At 41.7% G+C, this 19990-nt stretch carries 18 protein-coding genes; 13 read left to right on the forward strand and 5 right to left on the reverse strand.

The window, feature by feature from the left end:
* The first annotated feature begins 37 nt into the window (after positions 1–37).
* From J8Z25_RS04510 to J8Z25_RS04520, 3 genes are all read left to right on the forward strand, one after another.
* Positions 38–1069: an FAD:protein FMN transferase gene (locus J8Z25_RS04510; RefSeq protein ID WP_167659144.1), complete on the forward strand. Its 1032-nt coding sequence runs from the start codon at positions 38–40 to the stop codon at positions 1067–1069.
* Between the two features lie 341 nt (positions 1070–1410).
* The gene (gene nqrM, locus J8Z25_RS04515; RefSeq protein ID WP_036966498.1) at positions 1411–1623 is read left to right on the forward strand and encodes a (Na+)-NQR maturation NqrM; all 213 of its coding nucleotides are present in this window, start codon (positions 1411–1413) and stop codon (positions 1621–1623) included.
* A 152-nt stretch (positions 1624–1775) separates the two neighbouring features.
* The gene (locus J8Z25_RS04520; RefSeq protein ID WP_250661732.1) at positions 1776–2753 is read left to right on the forward strand and encodes a transposase; all 978 of its coding nucleotides are present in this window, start codon (positions 1776–1778) and stop codon (positions 2751–2753) included.
* A 242-nt stretch (positions 2754–2995) separates the two neighbouring features.
* Here the strand turns inward: J8Z25_RS04520 and J8Z25_RS04525 are convergent, their stop codons facing one another.
* Positions 2996–4354, reverse strand: a complete 1359-nt coding sequence (locus J8Z25_RS04525; RefSeq protein WP_250661733.1) for a M14 family zinc carboxypeptidase — start codon at positions 4352–4354, stop codon at positions 2996–2998.
* Between the two features lie 433 nt (positions 4355–4787).
* Between J8Z25_RS04525 and J8Z25_RS04530 the strand changes: the two genes are divergently transcribed.
* The 6 genes from J8Z25_RS04530 to cyoE all read left to right on the forward strand — a co-directional run bounded on the left by J8Z25_RS04530 (position 4788) and on the right by cyoE (position 10368).
* A complete protein-coding gene (locus J8Z25_RS04530) occupies positions 4788–5207 on the forward strand; it encodes a hypothetical protein (protein ID WP_130052179.1) in 420 nt (139 codons plus the stop codon).
* A gap of 237 nt (positions 5208–5444) precedes the next feature.
* The gene (gene cyoA / locus J8Z25_RS04535; RefSeq protein ID WP_130052178.1) at positions 5445–6359 is read left to right on the forward strand and encodes a ubiquinol oxidase subunit II; all 915 of its coding nucleotides are present in this window, start codon (positions 5445–5447) and stop codon (positions 6357–6359) included.
* A gap of 2 nt (positions 6360–6361) precedes the next feature.
* Entirely contained in the window at positions 6362–8350 is a 1989-nt protein-coding gene (gene cyoB / locus J8Z25_RS04540) for a cytochrome o ubiquinol oxidase subunit I (protein ID WP_250661734.1), read from the forward strand.
* Complete coding sequence (gene cyoC, locus J8Z25_RS04545; RefSeq protein ID WP_167657873.1) at positions 8347–8982, forward strand: cytochrome o ubiquinol oxidase subunit III; 636 nt, start codon at positions 8347–8349, stop codon at positions 8980–8982. The genes cyoB and cyoC overlap by 4 nt, the downstream gene beginning before the upstream one ends.
* A complete protein-coding gene (gene cyoD / locus J8Z25_RS04550; protein ID WP_130052176.1) occupies positions 8982–9341 on the forward strand; it encodes a cytochrome o ubiquinol oxidase subunit IV in 360 nt (119 codons plus the stop codon). Before cyoC ends, cyoD begins: the two co-directional genes overlap by 1 nt.
* Positions 9342–9483: 142 nt before the next feature.
* Positions 9484–10368 carry a heme o synthase gene (gene cyoE, locus J8Z25_RS04555; RefSeq protein ID WP_054554292.1) on the forward strand — a complete coding sequence of 295 codons (885 nt, stop codon included), beginning with the start codon at positions 9484–9486 and terminating at the stop codon, positions 10366–10368.
* An 82-nt stretch (positions 10369–10450) separates the two neighbouring features.
* Here the strand turns inward: cyoE and J8Z25_RS04560 are convergent, their stop codons facing one another.
* The 3 genes from J8Z25_RS04560 to ettA all read right to left on the reverse strand — a co-directional run bounded on the left by J8Z25_RS04560 (position 10451) and on the right by ettA (position 13567).
* Positions 10451–11359 (reverse strand): histone deacetylase family protein, encoded by a 909-nt coding sequence (locus J8Z25_RS04560; RefSeq protein ID WP_250661735.1) that lies wholly within the window; start codon positions 11357–11359, stop codon positions 10451–10453.
* Between the two features lie 53 nt (positions 11360–11412).
* Positions 11413–11778: a PilZ domain-containing protein gene (locus J8Z25_RS04565; protein ID WP_130052174.1), complete on the reverse strand. Its 366-nt coding sequence runs from the start codon at positions 11776–11778 to the stop codon at positions 11413–11415.
* Between the two features lie 115 nt (positions 11779–11893).
* Complete coding sequence (gene ettA, locus J8Z25_RS04570) at positions 11894–13567, reverse strand: energy-dependent translational throttle protein EttA (protein ID WP_130052173.1); 1674 nt, start codon at positions 13565–13567, stop codon at positions 11894–11896.
* Positions 13568–13813: 246 nt separating this feature from the next.
* On the opposite strand from ettA, the gene J8Z25_RS04575 reads away from it, so the two are divergent.
* From J8Z25_RS04575 to J8Z25_RS04590, 4 genes are all read left to right on the forward strand, one after another.
* On the forward strand, positions 13814–14761 hold the full coding sequence (locus tag J8Z25_RS04575) for a homoserine O-succinyltransferase (RefSeq protein ID WP_130052172.1): 948 nt from the start codon (positions 13814–13816) through the stop codon (positions 14759–14761).
* Positions 14751–15818, forward strand: a complete 1068-nt coding sequence (locus J8Z25_RS04580; RefSeq protein WP_250661736.1) for a homocysteine S-methyltransferase family protein — start codon at positions 14751–14753, stop codon at positions 15816–15818. Before J8Z25_RS04575 ends, J8Z25_RS04580 begins: the two co-directional genes overlap by 11 nt.
* Before the next feature lie 9 nt (positions 15819–15827).
* Positions 15828–18458, forward strand: a complete 2631-nt coding sequence (gene metH / locus J8Z25_RS04585) for a methionine synthase (RefSeq protein ID WP_167657876.1) — start codon at positions 15828–15830, stop codon at positions 18456–18458.
* A 209-nt stretch (positions 18459–18667) separates the two neighbouring features.
* Positions 18668–19708 carry a GGDEF domain-containing protein gene (locus J8Z25_RS04590; RefSeq protein WP_239977537.1) on the forward strand — a complete coding sequence of 347 codons (1041 nt, stop codon included), beginning with the start codon at positions 18668–18670 and terminating at the stop codon, positions 19706–19708.
* Positions 19709–19748: 40 nt separating this feature from the next.
* Here the strand turns inward: J8Z25_RS04590 and J8Z25_RS04595 are convergent, their stop codons facing one another.
* On the reverse strand, positions 19749–19946 hold the full coding sequence (locus J8Z25_RS04595; protein ID WP_130052324.1) for a CsbD family protein: 198 nt from the start codon (positions 19944–19946) through the stop codon (positions 19749–19751).
* Positions 19947–19990: the final 44 nt, after the last annotated feature.

Genomic DNA, 19990 nt, shown 5'->3' on the forward strand with positions numbered 1-19990 from the left:
CTATACCTAACCCTGTGGTATCTAAAAGGTGAATGCTATGAATAGAGTGTTTTATCGCCAAGGCTTGATGGCCTTTTTTCTATTAACTATGACTTTACTCATGGCTGGCTGCAGCCAAGCAGATAAGGCAGAAGAGCTTTATTTTGAAGGTAAGACAATGGGCACCACATATCACATTAAGGTGTTTGCAGAGTCTTCAAAGGTTGCAGGTGTTGATTTACATCCTGAAATTAAGCAAGTGCTTAAAGACGTAAATCAGTCAATGTCGACATACATTCCAGATTCAGAAATTAATCAGTTTAACAATTTACCTGCGGGGCAGGTGATGCCAATTAGCGCTGATTTCAGAAACGTAGTAGCTGAATCAATCCGCCTTGGTGAATCAACGAAAACCTTAGATGTCACTATGGGACCACTTATTGATTTATGGGGCTTTGGCCCAGATAAAAAGCCGACTAAACGCCCAAGCGATGAAGCTTTGGCAGCAATGGTTGCAAAGATAGGAGTTGATAAGCTTAAACTTACTGATGCGGGTTTAATGAAAACAATTGATGGTTTAGAACTCTCGTTTTCTGCAACCGCAAAAGGCTATGGTATCGATAGAGTCGCACAAGTGATAGAAAGTCATGGCTTGAAAAATTATATGGTAGAAATTGGTGGCGAGTTGCGTGTATCGGGTATTAAGCCAGACAACATCACTTGGAAAATCGCTATTGAGCAGCCTGATGCTGAGCCTGGCGTTCGTAAAGTGCATAAAGTGATTGAGCCTGGTACCAATGGTATTGCAACATCAGGTGATTACCGCATTTTTTACGAAATGGATGGTGTTACGTATAGTCATCTAATTGACCCAGAAACAGGTATGCCTAGTCGCCATGATTTGGTATCTGTTACAGTTTTGCACCCATCAGCGATGACTGCTGATGGCTTAGCGACAGCGCTTACTGTGATGGGCATGGAACGTGCGCAGCAATACGCTGAGCAGCATGATCTTCCAGTTTATTTAATTGGTAAGTCAGACAATGGCTTAGTAACTTATTCAAGCCCTGCTTTCAAACCTTATTTGTAGCAGGGCAAGAAGCAGTGCATACCCAAGCCACCTCAATATGCAGAATTCAGCGTTTCACAGGTGCTTAATATCAAGGCGTTACTTTGCAACAATGGCAGTCCCTTTTAAGAAGTAACAACGATGAGAGTAAGCGCCTGTGAAGCGCCCAAAGGGTTGGTTTAAAAGCGATTTATACTGCGTTATTGATTTTAACAATAGAACCACTATTGCTTGCAATCAATGCCTTGCCTAAATCGCTTTTAATTCCAACTGAAACTCGCACCTTGAGGTGGTTTGGGTATATAATACACGCAGCCTAATAAATTAGGCTCGATTTAATTGCTGACGATAGGGGCAAAGCAATGTCACTTTTTCTTCTTACATTTGGTCTACTTATTTTAATTGTGGCAGCGATGGCTGTCGGCATGATTGTGCAAAAGAAATCAATGGCCAGTAGTTGCGGTGGCTTAGGCGCTGTTGGTATAGACAAAGCCTGCGACTGTGACGACCCATGTGACAAGCGTAAAAAGCGCATGGCAAAAGAACAAGCCTGGAAAGAGAATCAAATTCTCTAATCAGAAAAAAGCGCCCAAAGGCGCTTTTTTAATACCTACCTTTATGTAGACAGTCACTGTAATTTCTTATCACAATCTTGCGGCAGAATATATCTTGTCTAAACTTTAGTTACAGCCCATGCATTTTAAATTATCAGTTCAAGGAGTGGACGATGGCTTTAGCAAGGAAGCGGCAAATCTGTTTGTCGAATACTAAATACTATCACTGTGTATCCCGATGCGTTAGACGCGCCTACCTTTGCGGAGAAGATACTCTCACAGGTAAATCATATGAACACCGCCGAGGGTGGGTTGAAGATCGTCTGCTTGTTCTTGCGAAGGTATTTTGTATTGATGTGTGTGCTTATGCCGTGATGAGTAATCATACTCATATTGTGCTTTATGTAGATGATAAAAAAGCAAATAGGTTAAGCGACAAGGCCGTTCTTCTACGCTGGAAGAAGCTCAGTAAAATGACGCCTTTAGGTCAAAACTTCCTCCGTGGTGAGCACTTGAGTGACGTTCAACAGGCCTTTTTAAATAAAGAGGTTGTAGAATACAGAGCGCGCCTTTCTAGTATTAGTTGGTTCATGCGAATGCTTAATGAGTATATTGCCAGGCGTGCAAATAAAGAAGACGAATGTACCGGGCATTTTTGGGAAGGGCGCTTCAAGAGCCAAGCACTACTTGATGAATCTGCTCTTTTAGCGTGCATGGCCTATGTTGATTTAAACCCTGTTCGTGCAGAGGTTGCGAGGACCCCAGAGCAATCTAACTATACAAGTTTTAAAAAGCGAAGCCAAAGTGCGAAGAATTCAAAACAACCTAAGCTACTAGCTCGTTTTGTTGGTGGTATGAACAAGAATAAATCAAAGGGGATACCTTTTGAGTTAAAGTCATACCTGTCACTTGTAGAGCAAACAGGCCGCTGTATTAGCACGGATAAACGCGGATATATAGATCATCATTTACCTCCTATCCTTGAGAGGCTTAATCTCGAGCCAGCAAATTGGCTAACATTAACAACACAGTTTGAACATTTATTTCACGGTGCTGTAGGACGAATACAAGCTATTGAAAACTACTGTAGTAAAACTGCTCGAAAGCGGCGAAGGAATATAACAAGTTGTAAGTTATTACTTGCTAGCTAATCTTAAATTTCTCTCAACTTTTATTTTTTGCAAAACATTGCAGCTAACTCGTACTTTCAATTCTCAGAAAGCTAAATCTTTTATCTTGGTTTTTACTAGTGGATTAAGCTAATAGGGTAGGTTGCCTACAAAACGAGTATTTTAGGTTAAAAAATCTAAAGTATTTGAAGATTTAGTAGGCACTTTTAAGAGTGCCTGTCTTTCAAAGCGTGTTTTTAATTATGGGTGACTGTCTTTTGTTATTAACTTTCTAGATTAATTAACTCAGTCCCCAAAATAGCATACTTATTTATGCCGTCGGCTTGTAAGAAAAAAGCAGCAGGGGCGTGAAGAGATGGTATTGATGTAAATATACTTTTGCACGCGTAAACTGGCCATTTTGAGGTGTTTTTTAATTTGTTCATATCACCCGAAAAACAGCTATAGCCTTGTTTTAAAATATTTTTATAGCTACTTTCTGTAAGCGTTAACGATTTATTTAAAACAAAGCTGTTACCTGCCTTAAAGCTTAGGCTGCTTGCATCTAAACTCGTATAACCTTGGCGGATACTACTTATATCACCTAGCTCTTTAATTACAGGTGACTGTCCTTTATTGTTAATTGCAATATCTATCTGGTAATCACCTAGCTCACTATTTACGATTATGTCGTCTATTAGTAAGTCGACCCAATTGTCTTTAGCGTTAAATGGAATAGCGTGATATTGCGATATCCTCGCGTCTTTCCACTCCCCCGAAGTTAACGAATCAATCGTCTTTTTGTATAAAACACGGTTAACCTTGCGTGCTATTTGTCGGTTTGGATCATTAGGGTACGCTCCTGATTCAATTAATATTGTTCTAATACCCTTTTCCGAAAAAGTATCCCCAAAGCTACGGTATGAGTAACTGTCGTTGTACTTTCCTAAGTGGCCTGGGATTATTGTTTCAACCGTTTTAGCTAAGTGGGCTATAAACTGCATAGCCTCGCCGCGACTTTTATTTACTTCTCTCGCTTCGTTATAGGCTGGCGCTAGCACTGAAATGGTGGCTTGTTTACCTTTTTTTCCTGCTCCGTAATATGCGTTCTGATCATGTAAATTAAAGCCAAAGTCAGGTTTAAACTGATTTGCGGCAGCCATTAGTATTTGCCCTTCTTTTGTGCGAAGAGCTTTAGCATCGCGATTTAAATCAATTCCTTGAGCATTATAACGGGTTTGTACGGCCGCGCCGTCAGGGTTCACCATAGGGATTATGAGAAGGGATATTTTCTGTCGCCAGCTTTTTAGCCATTGTGCGTTTTCATCAGCTGTTATGAAGCTTAAAAAGTCCATAAGTGCGGCAGTTGCAGTGTTTTCGTCGCCGTGCATTTGGCTCCACATCATCACTTTGATTGGGCCTGTGCCAATTTTAAGAGAATTGAGTGCCTGTCCTTGAAATGAGGTACCAATTTGTTCTAGTTTGACGCTAGGATGCTTTGCTACGGTTTTTAAGTGTGGCTCGATATCGGTGTAATAAATCGCGGGTTTATTTAAGCCATTCACTACGGTGTCTTCAATCGTATTTGCGAGTGCGCTGTTACTTAATGCTAAAATGGCAGCAGCGAGTGCATATTGACGCATAACTATCTCTTTTATTCTTTATTTTTGGTTTTGTTAGAATATTATATTTTAATGGGTTTGGCTAATCCTTGCTCAGTATTTAATCTTCAGTTAGTACTGACTTAGTATGCTTAAAACGGTATTTATGCTTTAAAACGTTATTAATATGCTATTTTCATTTTCTTCATTGCTTTTAGCTATATAAAATAAAGTATTAATTTTAAATACTTAGCTTTAATTAAATCGGTTTTTTACACATTGATAGCGTGTGGTTAAACAATACTTAACTTTGTGCTGCCAAATTCTACTTGTACCGTCTGTTGACTTTGTTATACTCCACACCGAAATTTCAGTAATTACTGAAACTTTATTGATGAAGATCATATTACCGCATTTGAAAATAGGGTAAGCCACTTACCTAAAATGCAGTAAAAGCAATAAAAAGGCGTGGGTTTTGCGAGCAATTAATCAGTCACAAGGTGCCAAACAGTCTAGCTTAGCTAGGTTGCAACTGGCTGCGCGTGCATTTTTTGCTGGTAAAGAACTAATGTCAGTTTTAGCCTTGTTGCTGATTAACTCAGCCATGCTAATCAACGGTACATTAGAAGATGCTCAAGGGCTAAGAAGCTTATTAAGTGAAGGTGCTTTATACGAAATCCCACTACTTAATGTGTTGAGTTTTTTAGCTTACCCTGTGGTGTCTTGCCAATTACTTATTGGTTTATGCTGGTTGGTCTTCCATTTCTTTCCTGCGCGTCGTGCAGGTGTCATTTTACGTAAAGCGGCCTTCGCTGCGCGTGAAACGATAAAGTCTTTAGTAGTACACAGTGCTCATGGCTGTCGTGCTCCTCCTCGTGTAAGTGGTTGTCTGTAAATAAGCTTTGTTGCTTAAGTTCAGCCATTTTAGTCGTTTTCTAAGTTGTCTTTACTAAAGCACCTAGTGGGTTTTTTACGCCCAAATTTCAGTCAGCCAACCTAAATTCCCTTACTTTTTAGCGTGTCGATTTGTCGTGCTCGTTATTCAGCCGAGGGATATCTGTAGCATCTGTTGCAGAAAAGCGTCGTGTACTTATTTCGACAAGTGTTAACTTTTAGGTTGTAGGATATTCCTTTGTCAATTCGAAACCTTTGTAATATTGCTCTAGCGTCTTTAGTGCTGGCTTTGTCTGGCTGTAAAGGCGGGGTACTCGATCCAAAAGGTCAAATTGGTGTCGACGAGAAGTATTTAATTATCGTAGCTACGGTATTAATGCTGATTGTTGTAATTCCAGTTATTGCCATGACAATTTATTTTGCATGGAAATACCGTGATGGACGAGATCAAGAAATTTACGCTCCAAAATGGGCGCACTCAAACAAGATTGAAGCTGTAGTTTGGACCATTCCTATCATTATCGTTGCGATTTTAGGTGTGATCACATGGCAGTCAACGCAACAACTTGACCCATATAAACCACTTGAAGGTAAAGGTGAGCACCTTACTGTTGAAGTTGTTTCTTTGAACTGGAAATGGTTATTCATTTATCCAGAGCAAGGCATCGCTACAGTGAATGAGCTTGTTTTTCCTGCCAATGTGCCTGTGCAGTACAAGATCACCTCAGAAAGCACCATGAATTCGTTTTTCATTCCACAGCTTGGTAGCCAAATTTATTCAATGGCAGGTATGGAAACAAAGCTTCACTTAATAGCTGATGAACCGGGTACTTTTAAAGGCTTCTCTGCTAACTACAGTGGTGCAGGTTTCACCGGTATGAAGTTCGATGCCATTGCAACAGCCACTGAAGCTGATTTCGATGAATGGGTAAACAAAGTAAAAAATACCGGTTCTGCACTGACTAAGCAAAGCTATGTTGAACTAGCAAAACCAAGTGAATACGACCCAGTTAAATACTATGCCAGCGTAGATAAAGATATGTTCCATTCAATCGTAATGAAATATATGCAAGCGCATGGCTCTCACGGTGCAATGCAACACGCTATGCCAGAGCACTCAGCTCATAAGAAGCACAGCGAGGACGAGGAATAATCATGTCGTTGTTAGGTAAATTAACATTAGACGCAATCCCGTTTCATGAACCAATTATCATGGTTACCATGACGGTTGTTGCTGTCTTAGGTCTGTTAGTGGCAGGCTTAGTAACAAAATATAAAAAGTGGGGCGTGATTTGGCACGACTGGATCACCTCAATTGACCATAAGCGTTTAGGTGTTATGTACATCATTCTTGCGCTTATCATGCTTTTCCGTGGTTTCGCGGATGCCATTATGATGCGACTGCAATTAGCAATGGCTACCGGCGGTGCAAGTGGTTACTTACCACCAGAGCACTATGACCAAATCTTTACGGCGCACGGGGTGATCATGATCATCTTTATGGCGATGCCGTTTATGATTGGTTTAATGAACATCATTTTACCTTTGCAAATTGGTGCCCGTGATGTTGCATTCCCATTCTTAAATAACCTTAGCTTTTGGTTAACTGCTGGCGGTGCAATCCTGATTAATATCTCACTATTCTTTGGTGAGTTTGCGAAAACAGGTTGGGTTGCATATCCACCGCTGTCTGAGCTGTCATTTAGTCCAGGTGTCGGGGTCGACTATTATATATGGGCCTTGCAGATATCCGGCTTGGGTACCTTATTAACATCGGTAAACTTCTTAGCGACTGTATTTAAAATGCGTGCACCAGGCATGACATTAATGAAAATGCCTATTTTTACTTGGGCATGTACGTGGGCGAATATCTTAATTGCCGCATCGTTCCCAATTTTAACTGCGGTACTGGCAATGCTAACGCTTGACCGTTATCTCGATTTCCACTTTTTCACCAATGAATTAGGTGGTAACGCGATGATGTACATCAACTTATTTTGGGCATGGGGTCACCCTGAAGTTTACATTCTGATCTTACCTGCGTTTGGTATTTTCTCAGAAGTTATCTCAACTTTTGCTGGTAAACGCCTGTTTGGTTATAAGTCGATGGTTTATGCAAGCGGTGCGATTTCTATTTTAGGTTTTATCGTTTGGCTTCATCATTTCTTTACTATGGGCTCAAGCGCTAACGTTAATGCCTTCTTTGGTGTTATGACCATGGTTATTGCGGTACCGACCGGGGTTAAGTTGTTTAACTGGTTATTCACTATGTACCGTGGTCGTTTACGTATTACTGTGCCTGTCCTTTGGACTTTAGGTTTCATGGTGACTTTCACTATCGGTGGTATGACCGGTGTGTTACTTGCTATTCCTGGTGCTGACTACGTATTACATAACAGCTTATTCTTAATTGCTCACTTCCATAACACCATTATTGGTGGTGCGGTATTTGGTTATTTAGCTGGTTTTGCGTTTTGGTTCCCTAAAGCAATGGGCTTCAAACTTGACGAGAGCTGGGGCAGAAGATCTTTCTGGTGTTGGTTAATAGGTTTCTTCGTTGCATTCATGCCGTTATATGTACTTGGTTTCTTAGGTATGACACGTCGCTTAAATCACACTAACAACCCTGATTGGAACATTTGGTTATACATTGCAGCTGGCGGTGCGGTAATCATTATGTTCGGTATCTTGTTCCAAGTTGTGCAACTTGTAGTGAGCTTCAAAAATCGCGAGCAACTTGATGATACAACGGGCGACCCGTGGAATGGTCATACCCTTGAGTGGGCATCTGCTTCACCTCCGCAGTACTACAACTTTGCGAAAATCCCACATATTGATGACATTGATGCGTGGACAGATATGAAAGAAAAAGGCTTAGCTTACAAACAAGAAGCCTCTTATAGCCCAATTCATATGCCAAAAAATACATCAGCAGGTGTATTAATGAGCGCAGCTTTAACAACCTTCTGTTTTGCCATGATCTGGCACATTTGGTGGCTTGCAGCCTTTGGTTTACTGGGTGCTATCGTGGTGTTCATCAAACGTTGTTACACCAGCGATGTTGATTACTACGTGCAACCAGATGAAATTATTGAACTAGAAACGTCTCACAATATTGCCGCTACGAAGGAGGTGAATGCATGAGTACCATTTCTGCAGGACTCGACACCTTAAACAGCGCACACGGTCATGTCGATGCACATGACCATGAGCACCACGATACAGGTGGTAACACCGTATTTGGTTTCTGGCTTTACCTAATGACTGACTGCCTGTTGTTTGCATCATTCTTTGCAACCTATGCAGTATTGTTCATGAATACTGCTGGCGGTGTGTCCGGTAAAGACATTTTTGAACTTGATTTTGTTGCGGTTGAAACCGCAGCACTACTACTCAGTAGTATCACTTTTGGTTTTGCGATGATCTCTGCTCACGGGCAGAAAAAGGCGGCTACTTTAACTTGGTTGCTGGTTACCTTTGCCTTTGGTGCTGTGTTTATTGGTATGGAAGTATATGAATTCCATCACCTAATTGCGCATGGCAATGGCCCTCAGCAAAGTGCCTTTTTAACATCGTTCTTCTCTTTAGTGGGCTTACACGGTCTTCACGTTACAGCAGGTCTTATTTGGATGACTGTCCTGATGATTGAAGTTGTGCGCCGTGGTTTAAACCCACAAACAGTGACACGCCTAAGTTGTTTAAGCTTATTCTGGCACTTCTTAGATGTGGTGTGGATCTGTGTATTTACCGTTGTTTATTTAATGGGAGCAATGTAATGAGTCACAGTGAATCACATGTAATTAATAACTTAGAAGTTCATGCACATAATGATCAATCACATGGCAGCGTTAAAGACTATTTAATTGGTTTTGTATTGTCAGTGGTTTTAACGGCTATTCCATTTTGGGCTGTGATGAGTGGCTCGTTTTCTAAAACGACCACTGCATGGTGCATCGTGAGCATGGCGATTGTGCAAATTTGGGTGCATTTGAAATATTTCTTACACCTAAACTTCAAAACAGAAGACGGCAAAGCAAGTTCATTGTCGTTTATCTTTAGTGCTTTAATCATCGTGATGGTGGTTGGTTTGTCGGTGTGGATCATCTACGAATCGAACGCCATGATGATGTACTAATAACAATTACTTTGTAATTGGTAAAAAGATTTACGAAAGGAGCTGGTTAGTCTGAGGTTGTGTCTCCAGTTCTTACAGTCTGTTACTAACTAGTTTCTTTCGTAATATTGCGTTTGTGCTGAAAATTAGAGGAGTCGAGGAAGTGTTTCGACGTTATTTAAATGTCACTAAACCTGGCATTATCATGGGCAATTTGATCTCTGTCGCGGGGGGATTCTTGCTAGCCTCTCGCGGTGATATTGACCCATGGTTAATGATCGCAACCTTACTAGGGTTATCTTTAGTAGTGGCATCAGGATGCGCGATCAATAACGTAATTGATCGTGATATTGATGTTGCTATGGCGCGCACTCGCAAACGCGTCACAGTAACTGGCGAAATGTCAGCAAAGGCAGCTATGGCACATGGCATCGTGCTTGGTGTTATTGGTTTCGGCTTATTAGCTGTGTATACCAACGTAGTGGCACTCTTATTTGCTACTTTTGGTTACGTCATCTACGTAGGTGTGTACAGCTTATATATGAAACGTCGTTCTGTGTACGGCACCTTTGTAGGAAGTTTATCTGGCGCAGTACCGCCTGTAGTGGGGTATTGTGCCGTGACTGGGCAGTTTGATGCTGGTGCTGTGATTTTATTGGTTATGTTTAGTCTATGGCAAATGCCTCATTCATATGCAATTGCAATCTTTCGTTATAACGACTACCAAGCGGCCAGAATTCCTGTGTTACCTGTAGCGCAGGGGATCGAGAAGGCAAAGCATCACATTGTTTTATATATCGCCGTGTATGCGTTGGTTGTGATGTTATTAACCATTAGTGGTTATACAGGTTTAGCCTTTATGGCTGTAGCTTGTACAACGAGTTTTTGGTGGTTGCTAATGGCGCTTCGTGGCTATCGTCGCAATATTGATGTAAGCGGCTGGGCGCGCCAAGTGTTTGCTTTTTCAATTGTAAACATCACGGTTTTGAGCATAGCTATGGCTTTAGATTACCATTCGGTAGCTCCACAGCTACTTGTTTTAACTTAGAAAAAAGTTGCTAACATATCCCAATGTTACAGTAGCAAAGGCCCGGTTTTTTTCTCCACCGGGCCTTTTTTCTTTGTCGTTATTAAAAGCGAGCCGCTTGTTCAACTACAATGCCGTGACGAGCCGCTAAACGGCGATGATCTTTATCATAACCCCCACCAATTACGGTTGCGACAGGTACATTGCGCTCAAGGCAGCGCTTGAAGACTAAATGGTCGCGTTGCTCTATCCCTTGCCAGCTTATATCAAGTTTACCTAAACCATCTTGCTGCCATACATCAACACCTGCATCATAAAGTACTAAATCTGGGTTTAGGGTGTTTAATAAATAACTCAGAGTATCGTCAACAACGCCTAGGTATTCACTGTCAGCGACATTCGGTGCTAAACCTATGTCTAAGTCGCTGGATGATTTTCGAAACGGAAAATTCTTTTCACAGTGAATAGAGCAGGTATAGGCGTAGGGCTGATGTTCCAGCATTGCTGCGGTACCATCACCTTGATGAACATCTAAATCAAAAATAAGTATATTGGTCACTTCGCCACTTTTTATCAGGGTTTCGCTGGTGAAAGCTAAGTCGTTTACCATGCAATAGCCTGAGCCAAAGTCAGTATGAGCATGGTGAGTGCCACCGGCTAAGTGACAAGCGATGCCATGTTTAAGTGCTAAGCGTGCTGCTTGTAGGGTGCCAAGTGGGGCGGTAAAAGTACGTGCCATCAGCTCTTTTGACCAAGGTAAGCCAATGCGGCGCATCGCCTTTTCATCTAATCTATTATGCCAAAGGTCGTTGATGTAATTTTCACAGTGCACTAATTCAAGGGGCTCTGGGGTGCCAAGCACCGGCTGTGTTAGGTTGTCATTTATTAATCCAAGGCTTTGTACATGCTCATATAAATAAGCAAACTTACTCATCACAAAGCGATGGTTAGGATCGAAACTAAACGAGTAATTTGGGTGATACACCAAGGGTAAGTGGGGATTTAACTGCATAGCTCATTGGATAGCTGAATTTGCTACAGCATAACGAATCTACTGGCAAATGTTTACTCTGGTGCGTGAATTAAATGGCCTAACTCGCGATGTAATAATGCTTCATCACCCAAGTTTAGCTCAATCAGTCGTTTTAAGTGAGTAATACTATCAATATCTATATGTTCACAGCGAAGGCCTGCATGTTGATGCTCAATATGGCACAGCTCCACTTGCATTTTTATCTCGATATTTGACTCTGGCAGGGTAAAGATTAAGTCTGCCTTACTATGAATAGGCACTAAAAATGAATCACTTTTAGTAATAAGCGCACCTTGCAAAGATAGATCAAGTAACTGACAGTGGTAGTCGTTATCTTCGATGCGAAGGATCGCAGGGCAAGAAAATAATACCCGCGAAAACTCTCTGCGTTCATTCATAACTTTATCTCCACCTATATTAACTTAATGAGTATAGATCATTATGAAATTAGTGAGAGAAATGATTATAGCAACAAAAAAGCCCCTAAATCGGGGCTTTTTGAGTATCAGCTAATTAGCCAATTTTTTTGTATTTAATACGCTTAGGTTGTGCCGCTTCTGCGCCTAAGGTTTTCTTCAGCCACTCTTCGTATTCTGTGTAGTTACCATCGAAGAAGTTAATTTGGCCTTCGTCACGGTAATCAAGAATATGTGTAGCAATACGGTCAAGGAACCAACGGTCATGCGAGATACACATTACACAGCCTGGGAACTCTAAAATAGCGTTCTCAAGTGCACGTAATGTTTCAACGTCTAGGTCATTGGTAGGCTCATCCAGTAGTAACACGTTACCACCTGCTTTTAATAACTTAGCTAGATGTAAACGGTTGCGCTCACCACCTGATAAGTCTTTAACGAATTTTTGTTGGTCGTTACCTTTGAAGTTAAAGCGGCCAACATAGGCACGGCTTGGGAATTCAAAGTTACCAATTTTTAATACGTCTTGGCCGTTTGAGATTTCTTGGAAAACGGTGTTGCTTTCGTCCATGTCACCACGGAACTGATCAACGGTTGCAAGCTCAACAGTATCACCAACAAGGATCTCACCGCTATCTGGCGTTTCTTCACCACTTAGCATTTTGAACAGGGTTGATTTACCCGCACCATTAGCACCGATAATACCTACGATAGCGCCTTTCGGCATTGCAAAGTTTAAGTCATCGATTAATACACGGTCGCCAAAGCTCTTCTTTAGGCCTTTGACTTCGATAACTTGGTCACCTAAGCGTGGACCCGGTGGAATGAATAGTTCATTCGTTTCGTTACGCTTTTGGTAATCGTTTTGCTGTAGCTCAGAAAACTGTGCCATACGTGCTTTAGACTTAGCTTGACGGCCTTTAGGGTTTGAACGAACCCATTCAAGTTCTTGCGCGATTGATTTTTGACGTGCTTTTTCAGATTTCTGCTCTTGTTGTAAACGTAAATCTTTTTGTTCAAGCCATGATGAGTAATTACCTTCCCAAGGAATACCTTCACCACGGTCAAGCTCTAAAATCCAACCTGCTACGTTATCTAAGAAGTAACGGTCGTGGGTTACAGCTACCACGGTACCTTCGTAGTCGTGTAAGAAGCGCTCTAACCAAGCAACAGACTCAGCATCTAAGTGGTTGGTTGGTTCATCAAGAATTAGCATATCTGGTTTTTCAAGTAGTAAACGACAGATCGCAACACGGCGTCGCTCACCACCCGAAAGGTGTTCAATTTTTGCATCCCAAGGTGGTAAACGTAATGCATCAGCTGCACGTTCTAACACGTTGTCGATATTGTGACCATCGTGTGCTTGGATGATAGCTTCAAGTTCACCTTGTTCTTTGGCAAGTGCATCGAAGTCAGCACCGTCCATTGCATACTCGTTGTATACTTCATCTAAGCGATTCAGTGCATTTTTAACTTCGCTTACTGCTTCTTCTACTGTTTCGCGAACAGTTTTGCTTTCGTCTAAAACAGGCTCTTGCGGTAAGTAACCGATTTTAGTGCCTGGTTGAGGGCGTGCTTCACCTTCAAAGTCTTGGTCAACACCAGCCATAATGCGAAGTAATGTTGATTTACCTGCACCGTTTAGACCTAGCACACCAATTTTTGCGCCTGGGAAAAAGTGTAAAGAAATATCTTTTAGGATAGTGCGCTTAGGTGGCACAACCTTAGAAACTCGACTCATCGAGAATATAAACTTATCTGGTAACACCATGAAAGAAGCCTTCAATTTATAAGAAAAATTAACAGCAAGTATTGTATACCCAAACTACCTCAAAATACAGAATTCAGCGTTTATGATAGGCTTAATATCAAGGTGTTATTTACTCAAAAAGTCATATATTTTAATTAATGACCACTCAGAAATATCACTTCATTTGGACATCTAAACATCTAGAGGTTGAAATTTCTAACTATCCGTTCATAATTAGCAGTCAGATAAGTGTGCTCGGAGCCAGCTATGCCCATTACAGTAAAAGATGAATTGCCAGCCATTGCAAAATTACGTCAAGAGAACGTGTTTGTAATGCCAAAAAGTCGTGCTAAAACGCAAGAGATTCGTCCAATGCGTTTGGCTATCTTAAACTTAATGCCAAACAAAGTTGAAACCGAAGTGCAATTTATTCGATTATTAGCTAACTCACCGTTACAAGTTAATGTTGAGTTGTTGAGGTTGGATACTCATCGCACGAGTAGTAACTCTGAGCAGCACATGGATACTTTCTATCGTTATTTTTCAGAAGTGAAAGATAATAACTACGATGCCATGATCATAACAGGCGCGCCGCTTGCTCATTTAGAGTATGACGAAGTTGCTTACTGGGATGAACTAAAAGTTATTTTAGATTGGGCAGAGCAGCATGTTACGTCTACGTTGTTTTCGTGTTGGGCGGCACATGCTGGGCTTTATCATCACTATGGTCTGAAGCGTGATCTGAAACCAAATAAACTCAGTGGCGTATTTACCCATAAAAGTTATTTTGATCATGCGGCACTTACCCGAGGCTTTGATGACACCTTTTTAGTGCCACATTCTCGCTATGGTCATATTGATATCGAGAAGATCAATGCCTGCGATGAGCTGGTTGTGTTAGCAGGCTCTGAGCGAGTAGGTGCCTATTTAATTAAAAATAAATCAGGTAGCCAAGTATATATTACGGGCCATCCAGAGTACGATGCCCATACCCTAAAAGGGGAGTATTTGCGTGACCAAGAAAAATCAGCTGATGCGCCTAAGCCAGAAAACTACTTCCCTGACGATAACCCAGATAACGAACCGTCGAAAACGTGGCAAAGCCATGCCTTTTTATTGTTTTCGAATTGGTTAAACTATTATGTGTACCAAACTACACCGTATGATATTAACTTAGTTAGCCAAGATGTAAGGACTAACAACTATGCCGAGTAATGCAGTGAATAAACGCGAACAATTAACCGAGGCGCTAAAACAGCGAATTTTTATCCTCGATGGCGCGATGGGCACCATGATCCAAGAACATAAATTAGAAGAACAGGATTATCGCGGTGAGCGCTTTAAAGACTGGCATGTACTTATTAAAGGCAATAACGACTTATTAAGCCTGACTCAGCCAAAAATCATTGCTGATATTCACCGTGCTTACTTAGAAGCCGGTGCCGATATCATCGAAACCAATACTTTTAATGCCACGACTATTTCGATGGAAGATTACGACATGGCTAGCCTTAGCCGCGAAATCAACCTAGAGTCAGCTAAGCTTGCACGCAGCGTATGTGATGAGTTTGAAGCAAAAGATCCAAGCAAGCCTCGTTATGTTGCAGGCGTACTTGGACCAACATCAAAAACCTGTTCTATTTCGCCAGATGTAAACGATCCAGGTTATCGAAATATCAACTTTGATAAGCTGGTGGCCGCGTATGTTGAGTCAACACTTGCACTTATGGAGGGCGGTGCAGACCTCATTTTGATTGAAACTATCTTTGATACGCTTAATGCAAAAGCTGCTTCGTTCGCTGTGGAAGAAGCATTCGAACAGGCTGGTCGTAGTTTACCTGTGATGATCTCAGGCACCATTACCGATGCCTCAGGCCGTACTTTATCAGGCCAAACAACAGAAGCTTTTTATAACTCAATTCGCCATATTAAGCCGCTATCAATCGGTCTTAACTGCGCCCTTGGCCCTGACTTACTGCGCCAGTATGTTGAAGAGTTATCCCGTGTTTGTGAAACCTTTACCTCGGTGCATCCAAATGCAGGTTTACCGAACGAGTTTGGCGAATATGATTTAGAAGCCCCTGAAATGGCAACAGAAATTATTGATTGGGGCAAGTCTGGCTTTATCAACATTGTAGGTGGTTGTTGCGGCACCACACCGGCTCATATAAAGGCGTTTGCGAAAGGCCTTGAAGGTGTTAAACCTCGCCAATTACCTGAGCTTGAAGTGCGTATGCGCTTATCGGGCCTTGAAGCGTGTAACTTAAACTAGGAAACCGACATGACTGACCAAATTGCTGTATTTACTAACGTCGGTGAGCGTACCAATGTAACAGGCTCGGCTAAGTTTAAACGCTTAATCATGGAAGAAGATTACGAGACTGCCCTCGATGTTGCCCGTGAACAAGTAGAAAATGGTGCGCAAGTGATTGATATCAATATGGATGAAGCCATGTTGGATTCGAAAGCTGCGATGGTAAAGTTTTTAAATTTAATTGCATCAGAGCCTGATATCTCAAAAGTACCTATCATGGTCGACTCATCGAAATGGGACGTTATTGAAGCAGGCTTAAAATGTATTCAAGGTAAAGCCATTGTTAATTCAATTTCACTTAAAGAAGGTGAAGAACCGTTCATACGGCAAGCCAAAATAATAAAACGTTTTGGTGCCGCTGCGGTTGTTATGGCGTTTGATGAAGCCGGTCAAGCTGAAACCGCTGATCGTAAGTTCGAGATTTGTCAGCGTAGCTACAAAATACTTGTTGATGATATTGGCTTCCCGCCAGAAGATATTATTTTTGATCCAAATATTTTTGCTGTAGCAACGGGCATTGAAGAGCACGATAATTACGCTGTTGAATTTATTGAAGGTACGCGTCGAATCAAGCAAGGCTTACCGCATTGTAAAGTGTCGGGCGGTGTATCGAATGTATCGTTTTCGTTCCGTGGTAACAACCCGGTACGCGAAGCTATCCACTCAGTGTTTTTATACCATGCGATTAAAGCGGGTATGGATATGGGTATTGTAAATGCTGGCCAATTAGCGGTTTACGACGATATCCCCGAAGAGCTGCGTAAAGCAGTGGAAGATGTGATCCTCAATACCGACCCCGGTGCAGGTGAGCGACTTGTTGAACTTGCACCAAAATACTCAGGTATGGCCCAAGCAGAAAAAGTTGAAGATTTAGAATGGCGTACATGGCCTGTTGAAAAGCGCCTTGAGCACGCGCTAGTAAAAGGCATTACTGAGTATATCGACGAAGATACTGAAGAGTGCCGTAAGAGCAAAGCTAAGCCAATTGAAGTTATCGAAGGCCCGCTTATGGATGGCATGAACGTAGTAGGTGACTTATTCGGTGCGGGTAAAATGTTCTTACCTCAGGTTGTTAAATCTGCCCGTGTGATGAAGCGTGCCGTTGCCTATCTTGACCCTTTCATTGAAGCTGAAAAAGAAGAAGGCGCAACGAACGGTAAAGTGGTTATGGCAACCGTTAAGGGCGACGTGCACGATATTGGTAAGAATATCGTAGGCGTAGTACTGCAATGTAATAACTACGAGGTCATTGATCTTGGTGTGATGGTGCCGGCAGAGAAAATTTTGCAAACTGCTATTGACGAGAAAGCCGATATTATTGGTTTATCAGGGCTTATTACCCCTTCGCTAGATGAAATGGTGCATGTTGCTAAAGAAATGACTCGCCGTGGTTTTGAATTACCGCTACTGATTGGTGGTGCAACAACCTCTAAAGCGCATACCGCGGTTAAAATTGAGCCGCAGTATGATAAAGGTGTGGTTTACGTAAATAATGCTAGCCGTGCTGTGGGTGTGGTCTCTAATTTATTGTCTAAAGAATTAAAGCCAGCTTTTTTAGAGAAAACTAAAACTGAGTATGAAAAAGTACGTGAACAACAAGCACGTAAAAAGCCGCGCTCAAAACCAGTTACTTTACAGCGTGCTCGCGACAACGCAGCTAAACTCGATTGGGACAACTACACGCCACCTGTACCGAAAAAGCTGGGTGTGACTGAGTTTAAAAATGTTTCGATTGCGACGTTAAGACAGTACATCGACTGGACACCTTATTTCATGACGTGGTCAATCGCTGGTAAGTACCCACGTATTCTTGAAGATGAAATTGTTGGTGAACAAGCTAAAAGCTTATTCGCTGATGCCAACGCAATGCTTGATGAGCTTGAGCAGTCAGGTGCGCTACAACCTCTAGGTGTCATTGGGTTATTCCCTGCAAACCGAGTAGGGGATGACATTGAGATTTATACCGATGAGTCACGTACAACGCTTTTAACTACATCGTGTCATTTGCGTCAGCAAACGGAAAAAACCGACTTTGCTAACTACTGCTTAGCTGATTATATTGCGCCAAAAGGCACCCCCGATTACTTCGGGGCCTTTGCGGTAACTGGTGGTCTTGAAGAAGATGACCTTGCCGATGCCTTCGATGCTAAGCAAGATGATTACAATAAGATCATGGTTAAAGCAGTTGCAGACCGTTTAGCAGAAGCCTTTGCTGAGTATTTGCATGAGCAAGTGCGTAAAGAGTATTGGGGCTATGCGGTAGATGAGAATCTATCGAATGACGAACTTATCCGTGAAAACTACCAAGGTATTCGCCCAGCGCCAGGTTACCCTGCCTGTCCTGAGCATACAGAGAAGAAGAAAATTTGGCAGTTACTCGATACCGAGCAGCGTATTGGTATGAAGCTAACCAGTTCATACGCAATGTGGCCGGGAGCTGCTGTATCTGGCTGGTATTTTTCTCATCCTGAAGCTAAGTACTATGCTGTGGCGCAAATTCAAAAGGATCAGGTTGAAGATTATGCCAAGCGGACCAACATGACACTTGCAGAAGCTGAGCGTTGGTTGTCGCCTAATTTAGGCTATGAACCTGAATAGTAGTTAGTTATTAGCTTTAAATTTTAAATGAAACGAGCCAAATCTGGCTCGTTTTTTTACTGCTATATTGCCATTATTTTGTGCCCATTTTTTGATCATACTTTTTTATCTTTAATGCATTTTCATAGCTTAATTATTGGTAATTTCCTTCTAATTTAAATATTTGTGTTAAAGTTATTGAGGTTGAGCAAGGAGTCTAAGGTGGAATTGTGATTGATACTGTGAATGCAAGCGAGAGAGATAAAGCGCGATTCTTACGCGTATTTGCATTTATTGGTGCAGTGACCTCTTTGTTGATGTCGGTCACAAGTTATCAAGATGGCTACATCGCGTTAAGTTATTTATTAATTGTTGGCGTTGTAATTTTTGCTTTGCCTTTTTTAATAAAGGGGCGTGATCAATTTATCTCAGTACTCATGCTATACGCACTTTATGCAATGATGTGCTTCTTAACTGTCTCGGGTGGCAGCAATGGCACAGGGCCGTTATGGCTATTTATTGTATCTCCCGTGACCTTTTTTATTCGTGGCTTAAAGCGCGGTGCCTTTGATCTTATATTACTCGCCATTATTATCTCGGTGCTTTTCTACTTTACCGATCAATTAGGTTATTACAGTTATCCGAGCTACTACTTTCCTACACGGGTCATGCTGTGTTTCTCGATTTTATGTATTTTGGCCGGCTTCTACGAATATTACCGTAATAAATACAGTTTGCAGTTAATGGAGCAACTTAAGCTTAATCAAAAGCTTGCTCGCACAGACGCGATGACAGAACTCGCTAATCGTCGCTATGCAACAGAATGTTTGCAAGATGAGCGCTTTGGTGAAGGGTCAGTGTTTTTACTGATGGATGTAGATAACTTTAAGCAGATAAACGATACCTACGGACATCAAGTGGGCGATGAGGTGCTGATATTTTTTGCTGATGTATTTAAAAAAGTGTGCGCAGAAGGAGATGTTATTTCCCGTTGGGGGGGCGAAGAGTTTTTAATTGTGATCCCGACAGGCTATGAACTTAGGGCCAGAAAAGTAGCTGAAAAAATACATAAAAAACTCGCTGAAAAGCCATTTAAGAGTGGCCAGCATCGTTTTCATGTCACCTTAAGTATTGGCTTGTACGTGCGCGTTGCTGGTGAGAGCATGGATCATTGTTTAAACATTGCCGACAAACGGCTATACCGTGCTAAATCACAAGGTAAAAATCAAACGGTCGCTGAAGTAGATTTAGCAAAGCATGAGCCAGCTTAAAATATAAAGCCGCAATAAGCGGCTTTATTGATTGCTCAAATTAATGGCCTTTTTCAAAGTCGCTGACTTCACGCTCAGCTTCTTCTTTCGATTTACCGTATTTTTGCTGAAGCTTACCAACCAGCTCTTTACGGCTACCTTCAATTTTATCTAAATCATCATTGGTAAGGTCACCCCATTTACGTTGTGCTTTACCTTTAAGCTCTTTCCAATTGCCTTCTAAACGATCGCTGTTCATCATAATCTCCTTACTTTGTTAAACATTCACTTTAATAAAAGCAA

Source organism: Pseudoalteromonas sp. SCSIO 43101 (assembly GCF_023650775.1).
Lineage (GTDB): Bacteria > Pseudomonadota > Gammaproteobacteria > Enterobacterales > Alteromonadaceae > Pseudoalteromonas > Pseudoalteromonas apostichopi.

What these genes read in the sequence shown, in the direction of transcription:
- J8Z25_RS04565 (WP_130052174.1), bottom strand. Translation starts at nt 11,778, where the DNA reads ATGAATGAACGCAGAGAGTTTTCGCGGGTATTATTTTCTTGCCCTGCG.
- J8Z25_RS04560 (WP_250661735.1), bottom strand. Translation starts at nt 11,359, where the DNA reads ATGCAGTTAAATCCCCACTTACCCTTGGTGTATCACCCAAATTACTCG.
- cyoD (WP_130052176.1), top strand. Translation starts at nt 8,982, where the DNA reads ATGAGTCACAGTGAATCACATGTAATTAATAACTTAGAAGTTCATGCA.
- nqrM (WP_036966498.1), top strand. Translation starts at nt 1,411, where the DNA reads ATGTCACTTTTTCTTCTTACATTTGGTCTACTTATTTTAATTGTGGCA.
- J8Z25_RS04580 (WP_250661736.1), top strand. Translation starts at nt 14,751, where the DNA reads ATGCCGAGTAATGCAGTGAATAAACGCGAACAATTAACCGAGGCGCTA.
- J8Z25_RS04595 (WP_130052324.1), bottom strand. Translation starts at nt 19,946, where the DNA reads ATGAACAGCGATCGTTTAGAAGGCAATTGGAAAGAGCTTAAAGGTAAA.
- cyoC (WP_167657873.1), top strand. Translation starts at nt 8,347, where the DNA reads ATGAGTACCATTTCTGCAGGACTCGACACCTTAAACAGCGCACACGGT.
- J8Z25_RS04510 (WP_167659144.1), top strand. Translation starts at nt 38, where the DNA reads ATGAATAGAGTGTTTTATCGCCAAGGCTTGATGGCCTTTTTTCTATTA.
- J8Z25_RS04575 (WP_130052172.1), top strand. Translation starts at nt 13,814, where the DNA reads ATGCCCATTACAGTAAAAGATGAATTGCCAGCCATTGCAAAATTACGT.
- J8Z25_RS04525 (WP_250661733.1), bottom strand. Translation starts at nt 4,354, where the DNA reads ATGCGTCAATATGCACTCGCTGCTGCCATTTTAGCATTAAGTAACAGC.
- ettA (WP_130052173.1), bottom strand. Translation starts at nt 13,567, where the DNA reads ATGGTGTTACCAGATAAGTTTATATTCTCGATGAGTCGAGTTTCTAAG.
- metH (WP_167657876.1), top strand. Translation starts at nt 15,828, where the DNA reads ATGACTGACCAAATTGCTGTATTTACTAACGTCGGTGAGCGTACCAAT.
- J8Z25_RS04520 (WP_250661732.1), top strand. Translation starts at nt 1,776, where the DNA reads ATGGCTTTAGCAAGGAAGCGGCAAATCTGTTTGTCGAATACTAAATAC.
- cyoB (WP_250661734.1), top strand. Translation starts at nt 6,362, where the DNA reads ATGTCGTTGTTAGGTAAATTAACATTAGACGCAATCCCGTTTCATGAA.